The sequence below is a fragment of the Photobacterium sanguinicancri genome (genome assembly GCF_024346675.1).
Classification (GTDB): domain Bacteria; phylum Pseudomonadota; class Gammaproteobacteria; order Enterobacterales; family Vibrionaceae; genus Photobacterium; species Photobacterium sanguinicancri.
The window spans coordinates 1053925-1076605 of the sequence record NZ_AP024850.1 but is presented as its reverse complement, the minus strand read 5'-3'; the positions used below and the strand labels follow the sequence as shown (position 1 = coordinate 1076605).

18 protein-coding genes are annotated in these 22681 nt (G+C 44.1%); 10 read left to right on the top strand and 8 right to left on the bottom strand.

The features are described 5' to 3' along the window. Window position 1 precedes the first annotated feature (1 nt). From cydA to aspS, 7 genes are all read right to left on the bottom strand, one after another. Complete coding sequence (gene cydA, locus OCU87_RS05295; RefSeq protein ID WP_062690008.1) at window positions 2-1588, bottom strand: cytochrome ubiquinol oxidase subunit I; 1587 nt, start codon at window positions 1586-1588, stop codon at window positions 2-4. 1067 nt (window positions 1589-2655) lie between these two features. Beyond that, window positions 2656-3669, bottom strand: coding sequence for a Holliday junction branch migration DNA helicase RuvB (ruvB, locus tag OCU87_RS05290; RefSeq protein ID WP_062690006.1), 1014 nt, complete (start codon window positions 3667-3669; stop codon window positions 2656-2658). Between the two features lie 19 nt (window positions 3670-3688). Beyond that, window positions 3689-4306, bottom strand: coding sequence for a Holliday junction branch migration protein RuvA (gene ruvA / locus OCU87_RS05285; RefSeq protein ID WP_062690004.1), 618 nt, complete (start codon window positions 4304-4306; stop codon window positions 3689-3691). A gap of 110 nt (window positions 4307-4416) precedes the next feature. Continuing rightward, entirely contained in the window at window positions 4417-5490 is a 1074-nt protein-coding gene (locus tag OCU87_RS05280) for a glycosyltransferase family 4 protein (protein ID WP_261857953.1), read from the bottom strand. A gap of 124 nt (window positions 5491-5614) precedes the next feature. Then, on the bottom strand, window positions 5615-6136 hold the full coding sequence (ruvC, locus tag OCU87_RS05275; RefSeq protein WP_062689998.1) for a crossover junction endodeoxyribonuclease RuvC: 522 nt from the start codon (window positions 6134-6136) through the stop codon (window positions 5615-5617). Between the two features lie 22 nt (window positions 6137-6158). Beyond that, window positions 6159-6902, bottom strand: coding sequence for a YebC/PmpR family DNA-binding transcriptional regulator (locus tag OCU87_RS05270; RefSeq protein WP_261857952.1), 744 nt, complete (start codon window positions 6900-6902; stop codon window positions 6159-6161). A 123-nt stretch (window positions 6903-7025) separates the two neighbouring features. Next, on the bottom strand, window positions 7026-8822 hold the full coding sequence (aspS, locus tag OCU87_RS05265) for an aspartate--tRNA ligase (protein WP_261857951.1): 1797 nt from the start codon (window positions 8820-8822) through the stop codon (window positions 7026-7028). A gap of 386 nt (window positions 8823-9208) precedes the next feature. On the opposite strand from aspS, the gene OCU87_RS05260 reads away from it, so the two are divergent. The 9 genes from OCU87_RS05260 (at window position 9209) to OCU87_RS05220 (ending at window position 18358) form a co-directional block, all read left to right on the top strand. After that, window positions 9209-10054 (top strand): DUF72 domain-containing protein, encoded by an 846-nt coding sequence (locus OCU87_RS05260; protein WP_261857950.1) that lies wholly within the window; start codon window positions 9209-9211, stop codon window positions 10052-10054. Window positions 10055-10307: 253 nt separating this feature from the next. Next, window positions 10308-11036, top strand: coding sequence for a carboxy-S-adenosyl-L-methionine synthase CmoA (gene cmoA, locus OCU87_RS05255; RefSeq protein WP_062689990.1), 729 nt, complete (start codon window positions 10308-10310; stop codon window positions 11034-11036). 14 nt (window positions 11037-11050) lie between these two features. Next, window positions 11051-12025 carry a tRNA 5-methoxyuridine(34)/uridine 5-oxyacetic acid(34) synthase CmoB gene (gene cmoB / locus OCU87_RS05250; protein ID WP_062689988.1) on the top strand — a complete coding sequence of 325 codons (975 nt, stop codon included), beginning with the start codon at window positions 11051-11053 and terminating at the stop codon, window positions 12023-12025. 168 nt (window positions 12026-12193) lie between these two features. Continuing rightward, the gene (locus tag OCU87_RS05245; protein ID WP_261858345.1) at window positions 12194-12964 is read left to right on the top strand and encodes an ATP-dependent zinc protease family protein; all 771 of its coding nucleotides are present in this window, start codon (window positions 12194-12196) and stop codon (window positions 12962-12964) included. Window positions 12965-12977: 13 nt separating this feature from the next. After that, window positions 12978-14483 (top strand): inactive transglutaminase family protein, encoded by a 1506-nt coding sequence (locus OCU87_RS05240; RefSeq protein WP_261857949.1) that lies wholly within the window; start codon window positions 12978-12980, stop codon window positions 14481-14483. 3 nt (window positions 14484-14486) lie between these two features. Continuing rightward, a complete protein-coding gene (locus OCU87_RS05235; RefSeq protein WP_062689984.1) occupies window positions 14487-15464 on the top strand; it encodes an alpha-L-glutamate ligase-like protein in 978 nt (325 codons plus the stop codon). A 112-nt stretch (window positions 15465-15576) separates the two neighbouring features. Beyond that, complete coding sequence (locus OCU87_RS05230) at window positions 15577-16743, top strand: MalY/PatB family protein (RefSeq protein WP_261857948.1); 1167 nt, start codon at window positions 15577-15579, stop codon at window positions 16741-16743. Between the two features lie 102 nt (window positions 16744-16845). After that, window positions 16846-17355, top strand: coding sequence for a VC2046/SO_2500 family protein (locus OCU87_RS05225; RefSeq protein ID WP_062689982.1), 510 nt, complete (start codon window positions 16846-16848; stop codon window positions 17353-17355). 310 nt (window positions 17356-17665) lie between these two features. Continuing rightward, window positions 17666-18358: an SDR family oxidoreductase gene (locus OCU87_RS05220; RefSeq protein WP_261857947.1), complete on the top strand. Its 693-nt coding sequence runs from the start codon at window positions 17666-17668 to the stop codon at window positions 18356-18358. 106 nt (window positions 18359-18464) lie between these two features. Here the strand turns inward: OCU87_RS05220 and adhE are convergent, their stop codons facing one another. After that, window positions 18465-21176 (bottom strand): bifunctional acetaldehyde-CoA/alcohol dehydrogenase, encoded by a 2712-nt coding sequence (gene adhE / locus OCU87_RS05215; RefSeq protein ID WP_261857946.1) that lies wholly within the window; start codon window positions 21174-21176, stop codon window positions 18465-18467. A 699-nt stretch (window positions 21177-21875) separates the two neighbouring features. On the opposite strand from adhE, the gene OCU87_RS05210 reads away from it, so the two are divergent. Continuing rightward, window positions 21876-22517: a YchE family NAAT transporter gene (locus OCU87_RS05210; protein WP_062689978.1), complete on the top strand. Its 642-nt coding sequence runs from the start codon at window positions 21876-21878 to the stop codon at window positions 22515-22517. Window positions 22518-22681: the final 164 nt, after the last annotated feature.

Sequence of the window (22681 nt, the reverse complement as noted above, 5' to 3'; positions counted from 1 at the left end):
ATTACGCTTCAACCTGACGAGATACCACGTTTTGCGGTTCGTCATTTTGTTCAAAGTGGTAGCGACCTGTTTTCAGGCTACTTGGACCTAGACGAGCAAACTTGATCATCAAGTACATTTCAGCAATTAGGAATGCTGTGTACAGGCTAATAATAATCGCTAACGACGTAAGGATTTCAGACGCGGCAAGATTAGAGGCAGCCATTGATACCGGAAGGATTTCACCTACAGCCCATGGTTGACGACCATACTCTGCAACGAACCAACCTGCTTCAATCGCAATCCAAGGAAGTGGAATAGCGTAAAGTGATGCTTTAAGTAGCCATTTCTTCTCAGTGATCTTGTGACGACACGTTTGGATAAACGCAGCACCAATGATCGCTAGCATGATAAAGCCAGCAGCAACCATGATACGGAAGCTCCAAAATAGCGGCCATACTGTCGGAATTGAATCGTCAGCAGCTTGAGCAATGTGCTCTTCTGTTGCATCAACAACGTTGTCAGCATAAGGCTTAAGCAAGAAGCCGTAACCCAAGTCTTTTTTCACTTCATCGAACGCTGCGATGTTCTCAGGTGTTTTGTCACCCGCACGCAGTTTTTCTAGTAGACCGTATGCAACCATACCGTTACGAATACGTTCTTCGTGTTCAACTTTCAGGTCACGTAGACCCGTTACTTCAGTATCCAATGAACGTGTCGCGATAATACCCATTAGGTAAGGAATTTTAATCGCGTAATCCGTTTCCATTGTTTCTTGGTTTGGAATACCAAATGCAGTAAAGGCTGCCGGAGCTTCTTCTGTATGCCATTCAGCTTCGATTGCTGCTAGTTTAGTTTTTTGAACATCACCTAGCTCGTAGCCTGACTCATCGCCAAGGATAATGACAGAAATGATTGCTGCCATGCCGAATGAAGATGCAATTGCGAAAGAACGACGTGCAAATGGAATATCACGGCCTTTCAGCAAGTAGTATGCACTGATACCCATCACGAACATTGCGCCACATACGTAACCCGATGCTACTGTGTGAACAAACTTCACCTGTGCAACTGGGTTAAGGATAACTTCAGCGAAGCTCACCATTTCCATACGCATAGTTTCGAAGTTGAACTCAGCACCTACTGGGTTTTGCATCCAGCCATTTGCAATAAGAATCCAAAGCGCAGAGAAGTTAGAACCTAACGCAACTAACCAAGTTACAGTTAAGTGCTGACGCTTTGATAGGCGATCCCAACCAAAGAAGAACAGACCAACAAAAGTGGATTCTAAGAAGAACGCGACCAGCGCTTCAATCGCTAGTGGGGCACCGAAGATGTCACCAACGTAGTGGGAATAGTAAGCCCAGTTTGTACCAAACTGGAACTCCATGGATAGGCCTGTTGCCACACCTAGAGCAAAGTTAATACCAAAAAGCTTACCCCAGAACTTAGTCATGTCCTTGTAGATTTGCTTTCCAGTCATTACGTAAACAGACTCCATGATGGCTAGTAGGAAAGCCATACCGAGAGTCAATGGGACGAACAAAAAGTGATACATCGCAGTTAATGCGAACTGTAACCGCGATAGTTCGACGATATCAGTGAACATTGTGAACTCCTTTTTTCACCAGGCTGACTGGTGACAGTACTTCGTAAAAGTGTACCGATTATTGGGCTTAGCGAAATGTAGCTAACAACGCATCACAACTCATAAATCTTCCTGATTACCACTGATTTCATGGCATTCCTTTTTATGTTGCGACTATGTACCTAATTAGTTACTTTATTGTTAAGCTACAGCTAATAAAGTCATTGCTAATATTACTGGTAATTGAGTTCAGCTTCAAAGGATTTGTCGCAAAATTTGCTTTGATGGAAATCAATAAATACCGCTCACTTTTTGAGCGTTCAATATTCCATTGATATAGATCATGTTTTTACAAGTTTGATATGTGACTTATTAAGGCACTAAAAGATAAGATTTTTCGGGAGGTTTAACGCTAGTTAACACTTAGACACAATCTATTTTTAATTCGTCACACAAAAATAATTTTAAGTTAGAAAAAAGAAGGATAAGTAAGCACATTAAACCCCCTCTAAAGCTTGCCAACAAAGCAGTCAATAACATCAGTAAGTTAGCATGCAATTATCTGAGATGGAGATTTTCGCATTAGTTAAATTAATCCTAATTTTAAATTTTACTCGCTTTTCCTATTTAGAAAAAAACCTATAATCAGCCTCAGAAGATAGATGCTTCCCCCAAGCTGTAAAAGCAGTCCTTTTTATGAATCCTGCTCAGCTTTACCTTTCACTATTAAATTGATTAAGGTCGTCGTTATGGCACTAATTTTTGAAAAGATTATCGCTTTATACCAACCAAGTTTCTCTGAACTGTATAAACGCGCTTACTAAAACAGATTTTAAATGCGTCATAAATGCAGCATTTTCCATGTTGCAGCCATAACCACGGGCGACTTTGTCATAAAGATGTAAATAAAAAACCTGTTTATTGCACTGTTATCAACTACTTCATTGGTAGTTTTTATTGAGTGATCAAAAAAGCGAGGCTAGATAGCCTCGCTTTTTTTACATTTGGTTTACTATTTTTGCAGATAAAAAGTAAAATTACGCTTTTATCTTGGTTATTTCACCCAAGCCCATACAATGTTAACTGTATTAGCTTTCAGGTAAATCCAACCCAAAGTGTAGATACGCGCGGTGTGTCGCTATTCGCCCTCTTGGCGTACGTTGCAAGTAACCTTGCTGAATCAAGTAAGGCTCTAACACATCTTCAATCGTGTCTTTCTCTTCACCAATCGCCGCCGCTAGGTTATCGAGCCCCACAGGGCCTCCCATGAACTTATCAATGATCGCCATTAATAGCTTACGATCCATGTAATCAAAGCCGCTACTGTCGACATCTAACATATCAAGCGCTTTTGCAGCGACATCATGGCTGATATGGCCATCTGCCATCACTTCGGCGTAATCTCGAACTCGGCGGAGTAAGCGGTTAGCAATACGCGGTGTACCACGAGCGCGCACAGCGACTTCCATCGCCCCTTCTTCTTCCATCGACAGCTCTAGGCAATTGGCACTACGCTGTACAATGTCTTTCAGATCTTCAACTTTGTAATACTCTAAACGCTGCGTGATACCAAAACGATCACGCAATGGCGAGGTTAGAGAACCCGCACGCGTTGTCGCACCTATTAGGGTAAATGGTGGCAAGTCGATTTTAATTGAACGAGCGGCAGGGCCCTCGCCAATCATGATGTCGAGCTGGTAATCTTCCATCGCAGGGTATAGCACCTCTTCAACTTGAGGGCTTAAACGGTGGATTTCATCAATAAACAAGACATCATTTTCTTCAAGGTTTGTTAGAAGTGCAGCTAGATCGCCAGCTTTCTCCAAAACAGGGCCTGAGGTCGTACGGATACTCACACCCATTTCATTAGCAACAATGTTTGCCAATGTTGTTTTACCTAAACCTGGAGGCCCAAAGATCAGCAGGTGATCCAGTGCCTCGTTACGAAGTTGCGCTGCTTTAATGAATATTTCCATCTGACTACGCACATGGTCTTGCCCTTGGTAGTCTTGCAGCAATTTAGGGCGAATAGCTCTGTCTATCACATCTTCATCACGTGATGGTTCAAAGTTATTCGAGATAAGGCGATCCGCTTCAATCATTATTTACGTACAACCTTCATTAAACCATCGAACGCAGTGCATCACGAATTATCGCTTCACTTGTCATATCAGGCTGAGCAACTTGAGATACGACTTTCGACGCTTGTTGCGGTTTATAGCCAAGTGCAACCAATGCACTCACAGCTTCATCTTCAGCGCGTGCAGCTAACTGTGCCCCTATAGCTTGAGAAGCAGCAGTATCTTGCGCCGGTGTAAATAGATCCCCTTCGCCCCATCCTTTCAGGCGGTCACGCATTTCAATAACCAAACGTTCAGCCGTTTTCTTACCTACGCCTGGAATTTTCACCAGTGTTGTCACATCTTCGTTTTCAACACTCAGCACAAATTGACTTGCTGTCATCGCAGAGAGAATCGCTAGGCCCAGTTTAGGCCCGACTCCATTGGCTTTAATCACTTCGCGGAATAATTCACGCTCGCTTTTTTTATTAAAACCATAGAGTAATTGTGCATCTTCGCGCACAACAAAGTGTGTAAAGATAACCGCTTCTTGGCCTTTTTCTGGCAGCTCATAAAAACAGCTCATTGGCATTTGAATTTCATAGCCCACACCACCAACTTCAAGCAATACTTCAGGTGGTTGTTTTTCAAGTACGGTTCCACGTAGACGACCAATCACAGCTTCATCTCTATCTTTGAATCAATAATTGGCTCTAGGATAGTCAAATACTGGATGGACATCCAGCTATTTGTGGTACCTATACCTCAAGATTCCCCTTCATATCACCATTACGGAAAAGTGCGAATTTCGTGTTGCCAGCGCTCAACAATCTTAGCGGGCTCATAACGTTTTACCCCGATTAAAGATTGCTGTTGGTAATAAAGGCGTAGCTGGTTATCTTCCATCAACTCAGACAGAGAGTCAGCCAATCGTTCGACCGATTCAGCTGGCACAATAATCCCGAACTTATCCTTAATTATTTCTTTTGGCCCCATAGGACAATTATAAGCCACAACAGCCAGACCTCTTGCCATGGCTTCAACCAATGTCATGCCAAAACCTTCATAGCGCGAACTCATCACGTAAATAGAAGCACTGTCATAGACTTGCTCCATATTATGGCTCGCCCCGCCAATAATCACTTGGTCTTCTAGCTGCAACGTGACAATTAACTGTTCGATTTCCTTGCTCGCACTCCCAGAGGGGCCAACTATTTGCAACTGCCACTGGGCACGCGTTGCAGTGGGAATGAGTGACCAAGCTCGCACCAGAAAATCAAAACCTTTTTGCGAAGTAAACCGTCCAACCGACACGACTTTTTTAATTGGCGTTTCTTCTCTTGTAGGAAGCACTGCCATAGCGCAAGGATTAGGAATAACAGACACAGGGGAATGAGGTTGATACCTGTCTAGCCAAGAGGCTTTATCTTGCTGGGTCAGCACCACAATTTTATCAAACAATTTTGCTGCGATTTTCCGTCCAAACCAACGACTGCCAAACCGAGTAACCACCTGTGAGTTAAAATGCTCCCATGCAACAATTTTTGCTTTTGATAACAACGTTAATGGCCAGACATATAAACAGAGCTGAGTATCAGAGGCGATCACAACATCGAACTGCTTACGCAATTGAATAACTTGCCATATTTGGTGAAGGTGTTTGAGTAGAGAAGAGTAAGTGCGCTTAGGCTGTAGCAGTGTCACGTCGTCATTGAGTGTAAATGCGGGTGATGACCCAACGGATGTCAGGCTTAAAACCGAAACTTGATTGCCATTTTCAGCCAATAAATTAGCAATATGAGTTGTGACTCGCTCGGTACCGCCAACACCATTGAGCCCATGAATAACCAATAAAACTTTCATACCCACAGTAATCCTTTACAGGTGATCACTGTTAAATCTAGTACACAGCTTTGCCAAAGCACATGTTTATCGGCTTGCAGCATGCACAAAAAAGCAGCCGAAGCTGCTTTTATAACAACGCCATTTAACGATAACGTCCTCGGCGGGCGCCAGTTGCACGCCCAGCCATTGCGATTAGCGTTTTATGTGTATGGGCATGGCAAATAGCAACAGCCAATGCATCTGCAGCATCGGCTTGGGGTTTACCGGGTAATTTTAATACCGAACAAACCATGTGTTGCACCTGAGATTTATCTGCAGCCCCAGTTCCAACAACAGCTTGCTTAATTAAACGGGCAGCGTACTCACTAACAGGGAGATCAGCATTAACAGCGGCAACAATTGCGCTTCCACGCGCTTGGCCCAACTTTAAGGCTGAGCTCGCATTCTTGCCCATGAAAACCTCTTCAATCGCAAAGGCATCGGGCTGAAACTGAGTAATCACCTCTGACACCCCTGCATAGATCTGCTTTAATCTACCAGGAATATCCTCACAAGAAGTTCGAATACAGCCACTTCCAAGGTACTCAAGGTGTCGACCTTGCTGCCGGATAACACCATACCCTGTAATACGAGAACCAGGGTCGATACCCAAAATGATGGACATAGTTCGCCTTTATACAGACAGCTTATAGCTGCTCTGCAACCTCATCTGAAATTTCACCGTTATGGTAAACTTCTTGAACATCATCAAGATCTTCTAATACATCAATCAAGCGAAGTAGTTTTGGCGCTGTAGTAATATCAAGCTCGGCTTTCGTTGAAGGTACGAGTGTCACTTCTGCGTTTACCGCTTCAAAGCCTGCACCGTCAAGTGCATCTTTTACTGCACCAAATTCAGCCGGTGTGGTGTAAACATCGATAGAGCCATCGTCATTGGTTTCAACATCATCAGCACCGCCTTCTAGCGCCGCTTCCATGATCGCATCTTCATCTAAGCCCGGCGCATAAGAAATAACACCTTTCTTATCAAACAAGTAGCTAACACTACCATCGGTACCAAGATTACCGCCTGATTTACTAAATGCATGGCGCACACCTGAAACCGTACGGTTACGGTTGTCTGTCATACACTCAACCATAACGGCAGTACCCGCAGGGCCATAACCTTCATAAATAACGGTTTCAACACCATCATCACCTTCGCCACCAGCACCACGGCTTACAGCGCGGTTAATAGTGTCGCGTGTCATGTTGTTCGAAAGTGCTTTATCAACTGCTGCTCTAAGACGAGGGTTATTTTCGACTTCAGCGCCCCCCTCTTTTGTTGCAACAACAATTTCACGAATTAACTTAGTAAAAATTTTACCGCGCTTGGCATCCTGTGCCGCTTTACGGTGTTTGATATTGGCGAATTTACTGTGTCCAGCCATGATCTACTCCGAATTAGTCCCAATGAGTAAGCGCTACTTGCTCCCTCTGGGTAACGTTGAAAACGTTATTCCAAAAAAAAAGCTGATCAGATCTGGGCGATCTGATCAGCTCATCAAAAAAGATTAAGCGTTGTTAGCTTGGTCTTTTTTCTCTTCTTTTTTAGCAATCGCTACAGCAATTGATAGCTCTTCAAGCGACGCTGGGTTAGCTAGGCTTGGTGCATCAGTCAGTAGGCAAGATGCTGCCGTTGTTTTCGGGAACGCAATAACATCACGGATGTTATCTGTACCACAAAGCAGCATCACTAGGCGGTCAAGACCGAAAGCTAGGCCCGCATGTGGTGGTGTACCGTACTTCAATGCTTCAAGTAGGAAACCGAACTTCGCTTTTTGCTCTTCAGCTTCAATACCTAGAATGCTAAATACCGCTGATTGCATTTCTGCGTTGTGAATACGTACAGAACCACCGCCCACTTCGTAGCCATTGATAACCATATCGTAAGCATTCGAGTTTGCAGTTGCTGGGTTTTCAGCAAGTTCAGTAGGTGTCATACCTAGTGGCGATGTGAACGGGTGGTGCATCGCATGTAGGTTACCTTCGTCATCTTCTTCAAACATAGGGAAGTCGATAACCCATAGTGGTTTCCATGCTGACTTATCAGTCAGTTCAAGGTCTTCACCCAGTTTAAGACGAAGAGCACCCATAGCTTCAGTCACAACACGCTTACTGTCAGCACCAAATAGGATGATATCGCCAGTTTCTGCTTGAGTACGCTCAAGAATAGAAGTAACCACTTCTTCGTTTAAGAACTTAGCAACTGGAGATTGAACACCTTCAAGGCCCGCAGCACGGTCGTTCACTTTCATCCATGCTAAACCTTTCGCACCGTAGATACCTACGAACTTAGTGTATTCGTCGATTTGCTTACGGGAAAGAGAAGCACCGCCTGGTACACGAATAACCGCTACGCGGCCTTTTTCATCGTTTGCAGGGCCAGAGAATACTTTAAACTCAACATCTTTCAGGATGTCAGCAACATCAACAAGTTCTAGTGGGTTACGTAGATCTGGCTTATCAGAACCAAAACGATGCATCGCTTCTTCGAACTTCATGATTGGGAATGCGCCAAGATCTACGCTTAGTAGCTCTTTCCACATTTCAGTGATCATACGCTCAGTCACTTCGCGCACTTGTGATGCACTAAGGAAAGAAGTTTCGATATCGATTTGAGTAAATTCAGGTTGACGGTCAGCACGTAAATCTTCATCACGGAAACATTTAACGATTTGGTAGTAACGGTCAAAACCAGACATCATTAGCAGCTGCTTAAATAGCTGTGGTGATTGTGGTAGTGCGTAGAAGCTACCTTTATGAACACGGCTAGGTACTAGGTAATCACGTGCGCCTTCAGGCGTTGCTTTTGTTAGTACTGGTGTCTCGATATCTAGGAATAGATTGTCATCAAGGAAACGACGAACAAAGCTTGATGCTTTTGCACGTAGCTTGATGCGATCGCTCATTTCTGGACGACGAAGATCAATGTAACGGTACTTTAAGCGTTGCTCTTCAGAGTTCGTTTGGTTGAAATCTAAAGGTAGCGCTTCTGAACGGTTGATGATCTCAAGACCCGTTGCAAATACTTCCACTTCACCTGTTGCCATGTCTTTATTCACTTGGCTTTCAGGGCGAACGCGTACTTCACCTGTGAAGCGAATACAGAATTCGTTGCGCAGCTGGTTCGCGACTTCGAATACATCTTTCATATCCGGATCAACGACTACCTGAACAATACCTTCACGATCTCGCATATCAACGAAAATTAGACCGCCTAAATCACGGCGACGGTTAACCCAGCCGCATAACTCTACTGTTTGCCCTGCTAGGGACTTGTTCAGGTGACCACAATATTGGGTGCGCATAAGAAATTCCCGATCTGTTTACTTAAATCCTGTGAGCGATTACAGCAAGCGGCTTATATCGCTTGCACAGGTTGACTCATCCCGACCGCAAATCGCTCAAAATTCATCCAAAACTGATGATTAGGTGTGGTCGAGAGACAAAAATAACGCGTTATTATAAAGCAAAAGTTTTAATGTAGGAAAAGAGGACGGTCGAAATCAAGTAAAAAAACACAAACAAAGCGTGTTCAGCAAGTTTGGTTCACATATTTTGATGCGTACTTACGTAGAAAAACTTCGTATGATTACCAAGCGATGTGTATTTCGCCGACAAAGTAAGCAAAAAAGGATCCGTTATGTTAGCGTCGAAAACCATACATCCCCTTCCCATCAGACTAGGATTGGCCATGTGGTCACACAATCAATGGCAATCTTCTCTATATGGCAGTGGCTGTAAAAATAGCGAACGGTTAGCGCGTTATGCGCAAGTGTTCTCTACGGTTGAAGGCAACACCACCTTTTATGCAACGCCCGCAAGCACAACAGCAAAAAAATGGCACGATGCTACACCCGATGATTTTCGCTTTACCTTTAAATTACCGTCCACGATTACTCATCAGCAACAACTGCAGCACTGCGATCAACTGATCGCTGACTTTTTTAACGTCATGGCACCGCTCGAACACAAAGTAGGTTTGTGGAAAATTCAATTGCCCGCACAATTTGGACCACACTCGCTACCCGCTTTAGATGCTTTCTTAAGGCGACTACCGAAGCATTTTCCTATTGGTGTCGAAGTTCGTCATGCGGCCTTTTTTGCTAAAGGCGAAGAAGAGAAAGCACTCAACCAATTGCTCATCACGCACAATGCGAACCGTATTATTATGGACAGCCGCCCGGTGTTTTCTGCACCACCTATCACAGAAGCTGTGATTGATGCACACCAGAAAAAACCCAAAGTCCCCGTGCATGCCATTGCCACCAGTGACTCACCTATGGTGCGCTTTATTGGCCACCCTGAAGATTTAAGCAACGACCCTTTCTTTGCTAATTGGTTATGTCGATTACCCAAGTGGATCAAAGACGGTAAAACCCCTTACCTCTTTATTCATACGCCAGATAATAATCATGCCCCCGAGCTTGCGACTCGCCTCTACGCATTGCTTCAACAAAAATGTTCGCAACAACAAACCAATTTACCCGATGTTCAATTGCCTGCAGCCGAAACAAACCCACAAATTGATTTATTGTAGTTTCATCGATGCCATAAAGGCTTAGCGTAGAAAAAATGCCTAGTCGTGCAAACATTCATTAACAGCAATTATACAAGGCCTAACCGCACCTAAATGCCCTTATAACCAAAATACATTTCATTAAAGACAAACGGCCACATTTTTTCTACAATACGCGCCTTTTTAGAGGATGATGGATCATGCCTCGTGCCTGTTTTTACACAGGCAAACTGCATTATGCATACCATTTCCTAAAGTTAAGAGGTTCGTGAGAATGGCTGGCCACGACAATATATTCGCAGCACCGATTGAAAAAATGGGTGACTTCACGTTTGACGCACGCGTAGCTGAAGTTTTTCCTGATATGATTCAACGATCTGTACCAGGTTACAGCAACATCATATCTGCGATTGGCATGCTCGCTGAACGTTTTGCAAAGCCACATTCCAATATTTACGACCTTGGTTGTTCGCTAGGGGCTGCAACCCTATCAATGCGTCGTCATATTCAACAAGAAGGTTGTGCCATTATCGCCGTAGATAATTCTTCTGCGATGGTTGAGCGCTGCCGCTTACATCTTGATGCGTACCGTTCAGACACCCCTGTCACTGTGATTGAAGCCGATATCCGTGAAATTGAAATCACTGATGCATCGGTTGTGGTTCTGAACTTCACGTTGCAGTTTCTATCACCAAATGACCGTCAACAATTACTTGAAAAGATCTACGCAGGGCTTCGTCCAGGCGGTATTTTGATTCTTTCAGAGAAATACATTTTTGAAGACGAAAGTGCGAACGAGTTATTGATAGACCTTCACCACGATTTTAAACGTGCCAATGGGTACAGCGAATTGGAAATCAGCCAAAAACGCAGTGCTATTGAAAATGTGATGCGTCCAGACAGTATCGATACTCACCGCGAACGTCTTGCAAACATTGGTTTTAGCAGCTCTGAAGTCTGGTTCCAGTGCTTCAATTTTGGTTCTATGTTTGCGATTAAATAAGGTTTAAGTTTTACATGTTTAGTTTTTCAGAATTTTACCAGCTGATCGCACAACACGAGACGCTACGCCCTTGGCTTAACACACTCCCTAAGCAACTTGATGACTGGGAGCGTGCACAGCATGGTGATATGGGGCGCTGGACCCGTGCTTTACAAAAATTCCCGACCGATAAGCCCGATTCTATCGACATCAAAAATGCCGTTAGCATCGCGTACGAAGATGGTATTGCTAATGGCGAACAAAAACGCCTAGAAAGCCTACTGCGATTGTTACATCCATGGCGCAAAGGGCCATACCATGTCCACGGTATCGACATTGATACAGAATGGCGCTCAGATTGGAAATGGGATCGCGTTTTACCGCATATTTCACCCTTGAAGAACCGCACCGTACTTGATGTAGGTTGTGGCAATGGCTACCACATGTGGCGCATGCTAGGTGAAGGGGCCAAGCTAACAGTTGGTATCGACCCATCAAACCTATTTTTAGTGCAGTTCGAAGCCATTCGTCGCCTAATGGGTAACGATGAGCGCGCATTCTTGCTACCACTTGGTATTGAAGAACTGCCAGAACTTAAAGCATTCGACACCGTATTTAGCATGGGCGTGCTTTATCACCGTCGCTCACCGCTTGATCACATCATGCAGTTAAAAAATCAACTTCGTAAAGATGGTGAGGTTATCCTTGAAACTTTAGTTATCGAAGGCGATGAAAACACGGTACTAGTACCGACTCACCGTTATGCCCAAATGCACAATGTCTACTTTTTCCCATCCGCAAAAGCATTAAAAGTGTGGATGGAGAAATGTGGTTTTGTTGATGTACGCATTGTTGATGAAAATGTCACAACCACTGACGAGCAGCGCTCGACTGACTGGATGACCAATAACTCATTACCTGAGTACTTGGACCAAAACGATCCAAGTAAAACAGTAGAAGGCTACCCTGCACCACGCCGTGCAGTATTAGTGGCTCGAAACCCAGATTAACACTGTGTTGAGTCATTTTTTTGTGGTTTGTTACTTATCTACCTTCGCATTAATAACAAAATCATAAAAAGATGACTTCCCCCTGACATGGGGTGCTATTCGCCCTTTGTTTTGTGCGCTAAACTAGCGTCGTTTATATAAAAACAACAATTATTTACCGGAGATATGATGCTTCGCCGTAGTTTTCCCTTATTGGCTCTCGCCTTGCTTTCTGGATGTGCGCTAAACCAGCCTGAACAGCATCAAAAAACACTACAAGCTATTAATGCAATGGAAACCAACGTTAATGGCCAGCTCTTAACAATGTCTGATCAAATAGATCAACAAAATGAACATATTGCAAATCTAGAAAAAGAGCTATTATCATTATCAGAGGGTGTGCATAACGCACCTGTTCGTACCATTATTCAACCCCAACTAATTGCAGAAAAGCCAACTAAAGTAATACCGGTTATAGTGGAAACGCCAAACCCTAAGCTTGCTCACGGTAAAGCAATTTTAGGTGAAGAAGAATGGGTATGGTTAGATTCAGTCAAGTCGCACTTCAAAGCGCGAATTGATACTGGCGCAACAACATCGTCACTGAATGCAGTTGACCTTCAAGTTTTTGAGCGTAATGGTAAAGAATGGGTACGCTTTAATTTGAACCACCAGCTAACTGATGTAATCGAAGAACCTGAAATTTTCGAAGCGCCTATACTACGCTGGGTGAAAATTCGCCAGTCCACGAGCCAAGAAGCGGTTCGTCGACCAGTCATCGAAGCATGGGTTCAATTAGGCTCTTTACATGAAAAAGCGCAATTTACGCTTGCAGACCGAACACAAATGACCTACCCAGTATTACTAGGGCGTGAATTCTTTAAAGATATCGCTCTTGTTGATGTCGGTAAAAAATATGTTCAAGGCAAGGACGAACCAGAACAACTAACTCTACGATAATGATGAGGATGTCATGACATCAAGAATACCTTTTTATTTTCTCGTCACTTTGCTCATCATTGCAGGTGTTGGCCTTAGCCAATATCGCCATGATGTGTATGGTGTTCCATGGACACCAGGAGAAAAACGAGACCTTTGGGAGCTTGAAGCGCGTGTAGAATTCGATGCGATTGGCGACCCTGTCAAAGTATCAATGGCTGCGCCAGAAACGCAAAAGGGCTTTACACTTATCGATGAAAGTACCTCTTCACCAGGCTATGGTGTTGCGCTGATCGATACCGATAAAGGCCGTAGAGCTGAGTGGTCCATTCGTGAAGCGATTGGTAAGCAAATCCTCTATTACAAAACACAAATGTTGGTTGATGACCAAGCCCAGTTTGACCAATCACCTCCTAAAGGTGAAACGCTGGCAGTCAGTTTAGATAACCCACAGCAAACTGCTGCAACAGCACTGCTTGATCAAGCTCGCTCCCTCTCTTCTGATAATCTAACGCTAACGCGTGAGCTCATTAAACAATTCAACGATAAGCAAAACCAAAATTCATCGCTACTGCTCAATAGCTTAAGCCGTGAAGATGCCATTATTAGCTTGCTATCATTGGAAGGCGTTCATGCTCGTATGGTGGGCGGATTAGTGCTTGAAGATGGCCGCCGCCGTCAAAGCATCAACCCGCTAGTTGAAGTGTGGAACGGTGAACAATGGTTACTGTTTGATCCGCAAACAGGTGAAGAAGGCAAACCTGAAGATGTCTTGGTATGGAACCAAAAAGGTCACTCCATGCTTGATGTTGTCGGCGGTCGAAATTCGAACGTAAGTTTTTCGATCATTGCACAAGACATCACACCGCAGCGCGCGACCAGCGAAAAAGTAAAAGCGGAAGATCTGCTGAACTTCTCGATTCACAGTCTACCGGTTGAAGAACAAGCCATGTTCAAAACCATTATGCTGGTGCCGATTGGTGCGCTTATCGTAGTATTCCTCCGCGTTATTATTGGCTTGAAAACCTCAGGTACTTTCATGCCTGTACTGATCGCTGTTGCCTTTGTGCAAACTCAGCTGGTGACCGGTATTGTCGGGTTCTTGTTAATTGTCGGCACGGGTTTGATCATTCGAAGTTACCTCTCGAAGCTCAATCTACTGCTCGTTGCCCGAATATCCGCGGTCATCATCACTGTAATAATGATTATCTCCGTCTTTACGGTTGTCGCCTTTAAGATTGGCTTAGTCGAAGGTTTAACCATTACCTTCTTCCCTATGATTATCTTGTCATGGACTATCGAACGTATGTCGATCCTATGGGAAGAAGAAGGGGCTAAAGAGGTCTTCATTCAAGGTGGTGGCTCGCTACTAACGGCAGTTTTGGTTTATCTTGCGATGACCAATGAAGTGGTTCGTCACTTAACGTTCAACTTTATCGGTGTGCAGCTCATCATCTTAGCGGTCATACTGATGCTTGGTAACTACACTGGCTACCGTTTAAGTGAACTACGCCGCTTTAAGCCCCTAACGGAGGATTAAGCTATGTCTTTACTGTCACAGTTTACCTCACCGTTTAGGCTTCGTGACCGTGGCATCATGGGCATGAATAAGCGTAATCATAGTTACATTGGTCGCTATAATGACCGTAGCTTGTACCCACTTGTGGATGACAAGCTAAAAACAAAAAAAATCGCTCAACAAGCGGGCGCTACCGTTCCCGAGCTGATCGGCATTATCGATAGCCAAGTCTATGTGCGTCGTGTGCACGACATGGTAAAAGACTGGCCGGGCTTTGTTATTAAGCCCGCACAGGGCTCGGGTGGGAAAGGTATCCTCGTTATTGTTAAACATAAAGACGGTGTCTATACCAAGCCATCAGGTGCTGAGATATCAAAACAAGATGTCGAACGCCATATCACCAACACCTTAGCGGGATTGTTCTCGCTAGGGGGTAAAAATGATGTTGCGATGGTTGAGAACCTGATTCAGTTTGATGATGTGTTTGATGGCTTTAGTTACGAAGGCGTGCCCGATGTACGGGTTATCGTTTTTAAAGGCTATCCAGTTATGGCGATGATGCGCTGTTCAACAGCGGCATCAGATGGTAAAGCGAACTTACACCAAGGTGCTGTTGGGGTCGGGATTGATATTGCCACAGGCAAAGCTATTCGTGCCGTCCAGTTCAACCATCCAATCGAACGCCACCCAGATACTGGCCGTTTACTCAGTGAACTTGCGGTTCCTGAATGGGATCGCTTGCTGACATTAGCTGCAAGTGCTTGGGAAATGGCAGGACTTGGTTATATGGGTACCGATATGGTATTAGATAAAACCAAAGGCCCTATGGTGCTAGAGCTTAATGCTCGTCCAGGTTTAGCGATTCAAATTGCTAATGGCTGTGGTTTATTACCTCGCTTACAGCATATTGAACACATGGGAACACCGAATGAGATCCCAACGCCAGCCGAACGTGTCGCTTACGCCGCCGATCAGTTTGGGGTGAAAACAACCAGTAAATAAGTCACTTATTCGCAATGTGACCTAAACAGCTCTGATGACAATCAGGGCTGTTTTTTTATGTGTCAATTTCCTTATACTGCAATTACTCTCCCTTTTTCAGAAGCGCCTGATTATGTCTGTACATCCACACAACTCTCTTTTCGACGCCATAATAGATCGTCGTCAATCAGGCAGCATTAAATGGAGTAAGTATACCAACCAAGACATATTGCCAATGTGGATTGCCGATAGCGACTTTAAAGTGCCAACTGAAATTACAGATGCACTTCATCAGCGGGTTGAACATGGTATTTTTGGTTATAGCCATGCACCCGAGCGACTCACCCAACTTATTGTAGAGCGCATGGCAACCCGCTTTAATTGGCAAATTGAGCCAGAATGGGTTGTGTACTTACCGGGATTAGTTTGTGGAATTAACTTATGCGTCCGTGCATTCACTGATGATGACCAAGGTGTCGTCACGCCAAAACCGATTTATCCCCCTTTTATGTCATCAATCAAACTCGCGAAACGTACACTATCGACCATCCCCGTGACACTTCAAAACCAGCGTTGGCTACCTGATTTACAACGCACCGAACTAGCGGTAAACACAAAGTTGATGCTGCTTTGTAATCCGCTCAACCCTGGCGGTACTGTGTATCGTCAGCAAGAATTAGAGCAAACTCTCGCATTTGCAGAACAGCATGACCTTTTGGTATGCGCAGATGAGATCCACAGTGATTTGATTTTAGATGACAGCGCAGTTCATATTCCCTTTGCCAGCTTAAATGAACAAGCCGCTCAGCGTTCAGTTACCCTAATTGCACCAAGTAAAACCTTTAATATCGCGGGCCTTGGTGCATCTATGGCCATCATTCCCAATCTGGAATTGCGCCGTCGATTTATTAAGACCAAATTAGGCATAGTCCCAGATGTAAACGCCCTTGCTTACACTGCCGCACAAGCAGCTTATGAACATGGTGAAACTTGGTTGGCGCATCAAACAGAATACCTCCGAGAAAACCGAGATTTACTTACTGCGGCAATCAATGCGATGCCGTATCTCAAACTGCACCCAATCGAAGCGACGTACCTCGCATGGATTGATGCATCTGCCCTACCCGTTCAAAACCCACATACTTTTTTTGAACGAGCAGGCGTCGGTATGTCGCCCGGTGCAGATTTTGGCAACAAGCAATTCATACGGCTTAACTTTGCATGCAGCCGTACAATACTTGCAGAAGCCATAACACGAATGGAAACAGCAATCGCGCAGCTTGAAAGTTCGGCGGATTAGTATAGAAAAAAGAAAAGAATAAGCTTTTTCTAAAAAACGCTAAAGAATTCAACCCATCACCCGATAAAAGAGGTATCACACAACAGAGCCTCTTTTATTCAGATGCAAATCCATACGTTAGACAAAGCACAGCTGATAAACGAAGTACAGCTAGGCAGCCAACTCAACCATGCGGTTGAAACGGGTCGCCGATCTGACTTTGCGTTAATGCTTGCGATGCTATCACCGGACTATCTGGAGAAAACCCCAACCGAGATCCCACCTGCGGAAGGGAAAACAGAAGAAGAACTGCGTGAATATTTTGAGCTAGCACGCCCACAACCACTAACGAGTACTGAGCACTGCTATGAGCGCGCAGCTTCACAAGCCGATGCTTTTCACCGTGGTGGTTTACGCAGCTCACAATTCTTGCATGAGTTACAGCCCGCGGCCTTAACATTCCCACCGCAAGGAACCAAAGGCATGCCAGAAGAGTTATATCATAACTTGTCTGGCCATGAGCGACGCCGCCTACCGCCAGCGGAAGAAGCCAAGCTGAAAGTGTCACCCCAAGATCTCTATTTATCGCTGATACACGCCAAGCGATTTGCCGAGATGCACCACGCAGCGTGACCCCCCTCAAACATCCATCCTGAATGACATCATCTTTAGTGACCCTAATCATACCTTTGTAGTTAGCCTCGTTTAACGCCGATACAATTTACTAACATTTGAGCATGACCCTCTTGAATCAAAGTGCCGTAAAAGGTGCAGTAAATTCAGCTTTCAATTCAGGCGGTCAATAACCAGTGTTTAGCCAAGACAACGTTCACTTCCGGCGCGACATTCAGTTCGCTTCGCGCAGTGATCACTTCAACGACTAAAACGGTATAAAAAGAAGTTTACTAAATCATACCAATCTAAATAAATACGGATGGTCGCCATGGAAATTGTGCAATCTGTCATTCTCATCACTGCCGCAGGTAGCCCAATAGGCAAAGCCATCTCACTGCATTTTGCGTCACTTGGCGCCAAACTCGCACTTCTCGATATCGACAAAGCACAACTTGACCAAACGTATCGAGCTTGTAAAGCCGTTGGAGCTCAATGCGAAGCATATCATCTTGCCAAACAGGATGAAGGGGGCATCAAATATGTATTTGACTCTGTTGATCAACAACTCGGCTCGATTGACGTACTCATCAACTACACGCTAGGGGCTGAATTGCCTGCTTTATTTTCTCCTTCGTCGGTCGATAGATTTAGCCATTCAATGCTTGAACTCACCACCACTTTTTTTGCCTTTGGTAAGCAAGCGGCACATTACATGCGTAGCACCAATCGACAAGGCGTGATAGTCAACCTTATCACTCAGCCGCAAGACAACGAACAACACCAAAACTTTGATAGTACAAAAGCCATCGTCTCTGGATTAACCCAGAGTTGGGCGAAAGAACTATCAGACTTTAATATCAGAGTGGGTGGCGTTGCGCCGATCACATTAGGCTGTGACTGTAGTGATTGCACCACAAATAATGCGATCAACCAGCATTTACAGTATGAAATTGTTCGAAGTGCTGAGTACATTGTCACCAATGACTACTTCAATGGCAGGATGTTAGAGGCAGAGGTTTAGGTTGTGGCTTAGCTATTATCAATAAAAGAATTGATGAATAAACTTCAGACATAAAAAAACCCGCCAAATGGCGGGTTTAAACATTAGAGTGTGCTAGCAATAAAGATTAAGCGTCAGCTTTTTCTTTTTTTGCTTTTGGCGCTTTAGCTAGCTTTTCAGTAACTGGCGCGTTCTTTTCAGACTTCTTGATTACAGTTGTACCTTCAAACGTCTCACCTTCAACGTATGCTTTACCGTAGTAAGATGCTGTTAATACATCTTTCAGCTCGCTGATTAGTGGGTAGCGAGGGTTCGCACCTGTACATTGGTCATCGAACGCATCCACAGATAGCGTATCAATTTGTGCAAAGAAGTCAGCTTCTGGAACACCTGCAGCTTGGATAGATAGTGGAATATCCAAATCGCCTTTCAGCTCTTCTAGCCATGCAAGTAGACGCTCAATTTTCTGAGCTGTACGGTCACCTTCGTGAGATAGGCCTAGGTGGTCAGAAACTTCTGCGTAACGACGACGAGCTTGTGGGCGGTCGTACTGAGAAAATGCAGTTTGCTTAGTTGGGTTATCGTTAGCGTTAAAACGTACTACGTCAGAGATAAGTAATGCGTTAGCAAGACCGTGTGGTAAGTGGAATGCATTACCAATCTTGTGCGCCATTGAGTGACACACACCCAGGAATGCGTTAGCAAATGCGATACCCGCGATAGTCGCCGCATTGTGTACTTTCTCACGAGCGATTGGGTCATTAGCACCGTTTGCATAGCTTGATGGTAGGTACTCTTTTAGCATCTTAAGTGCTTGAAGTGCTTGACCATCTGAGTATTCGTTCGCAAGAACAGATACGTATGCTTCTAGTGCGTGAGTGACGGCATCGTAACCACCGAATGCTGTTAGCGACTTAGGCATGTTCATTACTAAGTTCGCATCAACGATAGCCATTTGAGGCGTTAGTTCGTAATCAGCTAGTGGGTATTTAGCGCCAGTTTTGTCGTCAGTAACAACCGCGAAAGGTGTAACTTCAGAACCAGTACCTGATGTAGTTGTGATACATACAAGCTCAGCTTTCTTACCCATTTTAGGGAACTTGTAGATACGCTTACGGATATCCATAAAGCGCATTGCCAAGTCAGCAAACTCTGTTTCTGGGTGCTCGTACATAACCCACATGATTTTCGCAGCATCCATTGGTGAACCACCACCAAGAGCAAGGATAACGTCAGGCTGGAAGCTCTTCATTGCTTCAGCGCCTTTTTCAACAATAGATAGCGTTGGATCCGCTTCTACATCGAAGAAAGTTTGAACTTCGATACCTTGTGCTTTAAGTAGTGCTACGATTTCATCTGCGTAACCGTTATTAAATAGGAAACGGTCAGTTACTAAGAATGCACGTTTTTTATCTTCAAGGTCGCCTAAAGCGATTGGAAGGCTACCACGGCGGAAGTAGATTGATTTAGGTAGTTTGTGCCACAACATATTTTCAGCTCGCTTCGCTACTGTCTTCTTGTTGATAAGGTGCTTAGGACCTACGTTCTCAGAGATAGAGTTACCACCCCATGAACCACAACCAAGAGTTAGAGAAGGCGCTACGTTGAAGTTGTAAAGGTCACCGATACCACCGTGAGTCGTCGGGATATTTACAAGAATACGTGCAGTTTTTAGTTTGTCACCGAAGTAACGAATACGGTCAGCGTTAACGTCTTGGTTCGTGTATAGGCCAGATGTGTGACCGATACCGCCAAGCTCAACCATTTTAACCGCTTGCTCTACAGCGTTTTCAAAAGAAGACGCGCGGAACATACCCAGTGTTGGAGACAGTTTTTCATGTGCGAATTCATCTTCAACACATACTTCTTCGCCTTCACCGATAAGAATTTTAGTATCTGCTGGTACCTTAACGCCTGCCATTTCAGCAATCTTAGTTGCTGGCTGACCAACGATGTCTGCGTTTAGGTTGCCATTAATAAGCAGTACTTTACGCACTTTCTCAGCTTCAGATTTAGTCAGTACGTAGCCGTTGTGAGAAGCAAAACGCTCTTTCACTTCGTCATATACTTCATCCATAACGATAACTGCCTGCTCAGAAGCACACACTACACCGTTATCGAATGTTTTAGACATAAGTACAGATGCTACCGCACGCTTAACGTCTGCAGTTTCATCAATAACAACAGGAACGTTACCGGCACCCACACCGATAGCTGGTTTACCTGAAGAGTAAGCTGCTTTAACCATACCTGGACCACCAGTCGCAAGGATAAGGTTGATGTCATCATGCTTCATTAGTGCATTTGAAAGCTCAACTGAAGGCTGATCAATCCAACCGATGATATCTTTTGGTGCACCAGCAGCGATTGCAGCGTCAAGTACTAGCTTAGCAGCATCATTTGTTGAGTTTTTAGCACGAGGGTGTGGCGAGAAGATGATCGCGTTACGTGTTTTAAGAGAGATTAGAGATTTGAAGATTGCTGTAGATGTTGGGTTGGTTGTTGGTACGATACCACAAATGATCCCAACTGGTTCTGCGATAGTCATGGTGCCGAACTCTTTGTTCTCTTCCAAAACACCACATGTTTTTTCGTCTTTGTATTTGTTATAGATAAATTCTGAAGCGAAGTGGTTTTTAATAACCTTATCTTCAACAATACCCATACCAGATTCAGCAACAGCCTGTTGAGCTAGAGGGATACGCGCATTATTTGCCGCTAGGGAAGCTGCACGGAAGATTGCATCTACTTTCTCTTGAGAGAAAGTCGCAAACTCTTTCTGAGCCGCTTTAACACGTGCAACCATTGCATCTAGTTCAGCCATATTTGTTACAGGCATAGTTAACTCCTAACTTAATATTGAAAACTTTTTAGTAAGGATAGGTTTCAAATCCTATTGAGCTGCAGCAATAACGAAATTACGTTACATCACAGCAACACCCATACTTAGTAAATTGCTTTCAAAACTGATTATATTATTTCACACTCCGAAATAATTTGATTTAGATCACTTGTAACCCATTTGAGGTATGAATTGTCAAAATCAGATTTACGTCATGTAAAAACAATAGGTTAATCGTAGTTTTTGCGACCAAGTCGCTATCTTTTACAACCTATTCATAAAAAGCTTCACTCTCTACAGAATGAAATATTACGTAATATTCCTACAAATTTTACACATATCAACGTCATTTGTGATTGCAATCACAAAAAAAACGCCACTTCGCTCAAACTTTGTTTCATAAGTGACTAGCACGTAATTCACCACTAAAGAGTAATGCGTCAAAACTCGATTAACAATGGCATAACAGGCATACGTAATTAATTCCTGTTATTGCTCAAAATTACTTTTATTTTATTGGTGATTAACAATAGTTTGGCTTAAAATATCGACAATTCGCTGCTTTGTTCTATTTCATGCCATTTAACATATGCATGAACTTGCATTTTTTAGGCAGATTGATCACGTTGGATTCGCCACCTCACCTTCATGGTGAAACCGCTCCAGTAGTTCTTACTCTCGAATGATGATTAACCTATGCAACCCATTGAATTTGCTATTTACCTCCAATTCTTTGTCGGTCTGATCGCGGCTGTAAACCCTATTGGTATCATGCCTGTGTTCGTATCTTTAACCGCTCATATGGGTCCAGAAGAGCGCAATAAAACAGCTTATACTGCCAACATCGCTGTCACGGTGATTTTGACAGTGTCGTTGTTAGCAGGGCAATTCTTACTGGATATGTTCAGTATCTCACTCGATTCCTTCCGCGTTGCGGGTGGCTTGTTATTGATGAGCATCGCATTTTCAATGATGAGCGGTAAGCTTGGTGAGGATAAGCAAAATAAACAAGAGAAGTCAGAATCTGTCAGCCGTGAACAAATTGGCGTTGTTCCTCTAGCTATGCCACTAATGGCGGGGCCTGGTGCAATAAGTTCGACCATCGTTTATGGAGCTCGCTACCCAGGTTTCACCAGTACGATTGGTATCGCGGTTACCATTGCTGTGTTTGCATTTAGTTGTTGGCTACTTTTCAGAAGCGCTCCGATCATAGTGCGTTTCTTAGGCCAAACCGGCATCAACGTTATTACTCGTATAATGGGGTTAATCCTTGGAGCGCTTGGTGTTGAGTTTATTGCAACAGGCTTACGCTCCCTTTTCCCTGGGTTAAGTGGCTAACCACATCTCGAAAACTCATCTTCACCAAAAGGAGATCATGCAGAATGGTTTCCTTTTTTTGTGCTATCGACCCAACGCAATTTATCGATCATCCTTTGATTAAGCCTTTGCCAACATTAAGCCAAATCATTATATTTCATACCTGCAATATAATGATGGAGCTG

Excerpts from the sequence above, each read along its gene's own strand:
- cydA (WP_062690008.1), bottom strand. The coding sequence starts at position 1,588 with ATGTTCACTGATATCGTCGAACTATCGCGGTTACAGTTCGCATTAACT.
- ruvB (WP_062690006.1), bottom strand. The coding sequence starts at position 3,669 with ATGATTGAAGCGGATCGCCTTATCTCGAATAACTTTGAACCATCACGT.
- OCU87_RS05280 (WP_261857953.1), bottom strand. The coding sequence starts at position 5,490 with ATGAAAGTTTTATTGGTTATTCATGGGCTCAATGGTGTTGGCGGTACC.
- ruvC (WP_062689998.1), bottom strand. The coding sequence starts at position 6,136 with ATGTCCATCATTTTGGGTATCGACCCTGGTTCTCGTATTACAGGGTAT.
- OCU87_RS05270 (WP_261857952.1), bottom strand. The coding sequence starts at position 6,902 with ATGGCTGGACACAGTAAATTCGCCAATATCAAACACCGTAAAGCGGCA.
- aspS (WP_261857951.1), bottom strand. The coding sequence starts at position 8,822 with ATGCGCACCCAATATTGTGGTCACCTGAACAAGTCCCTAGCAGGGCAA.
- OCU87_RS05260 (WP_261857950.1), top strand. The coding sequence starts at position 9,209 with ATGTGGTCACACAATCAATGGCAATCTTCTCTATATGGCAGTGGCTGT.
- cmoA (WP_062689990.1), top strand. The coding sequence starts at position 10,308 with ATGGCTGGCCACGACAATATATTCGCAGCACCGATTGAAAAAATGGGT.
- cmoB (WP_062689988.1), top strand. The coding sequence starts at position 11,051 with ATGTTTAGTTTTTCAGAATTTTACCAGCTGATCGCACAACACGAGACG.
- OCU87_RS05245 (WP_261858345.1), top strand. The coding sequence starts at position 12,194 with ATGCTTCGCCGTAGTTTTCCCTTATTGGCTCTCGCCTTGCTTTCTGGA.
- OCU87_RS05240 (WP_261857949.1), top strand. The coding sequence starts at position 12,978 with ATGACATCAAGAATACCTTTTTATTTTCTCGTCACTTTGCTCATCATT.
- OCU87_RS05235 (WP_062689984.1), top strand. The coding sequence starts at position 14,487 with ATGTCTTTACTGTCACAGTTTACCTCACCGTTTAGGCTTCGTGACCGT.
- OCU87_RS05230 (WP_261857948.1), top strand. The coding sequence starts at position 15,577 with ATGTCTGTACATCCACACAACTCTCTTTTCGACGCCATAATAGATCGT.
- OCU87_RS05225 (WP_062689982.1), top strand. The coding sequence starts at position 16,846 with ATGCAAATCCATACGTTAGACAAAGCACAGCTGATAAACGAAGTACAG.
- OCU87_RS05220 (WP_261857947.1), top strand. The coding sequence starts at position 17,666 with ATGGAAATTGTGCAATCTGTCATTCTCATCACTGCCGCAGGTAGCCCA.
- adhE (WP_261857946.1), bottom strand. The coding sequence starts at position 21,176 with ATGCCTGTAACAAATATGGCTGAACTAGATGCAATGGTTGCACGTGTT.
- OCU87_RS05210 (WP_062689978.1), top strand. The coding sequence starts at position 21,876 with ATGCAACCCATTGAATTTGCTATTTACCTCCAATTCTTTGTCGGTCTG.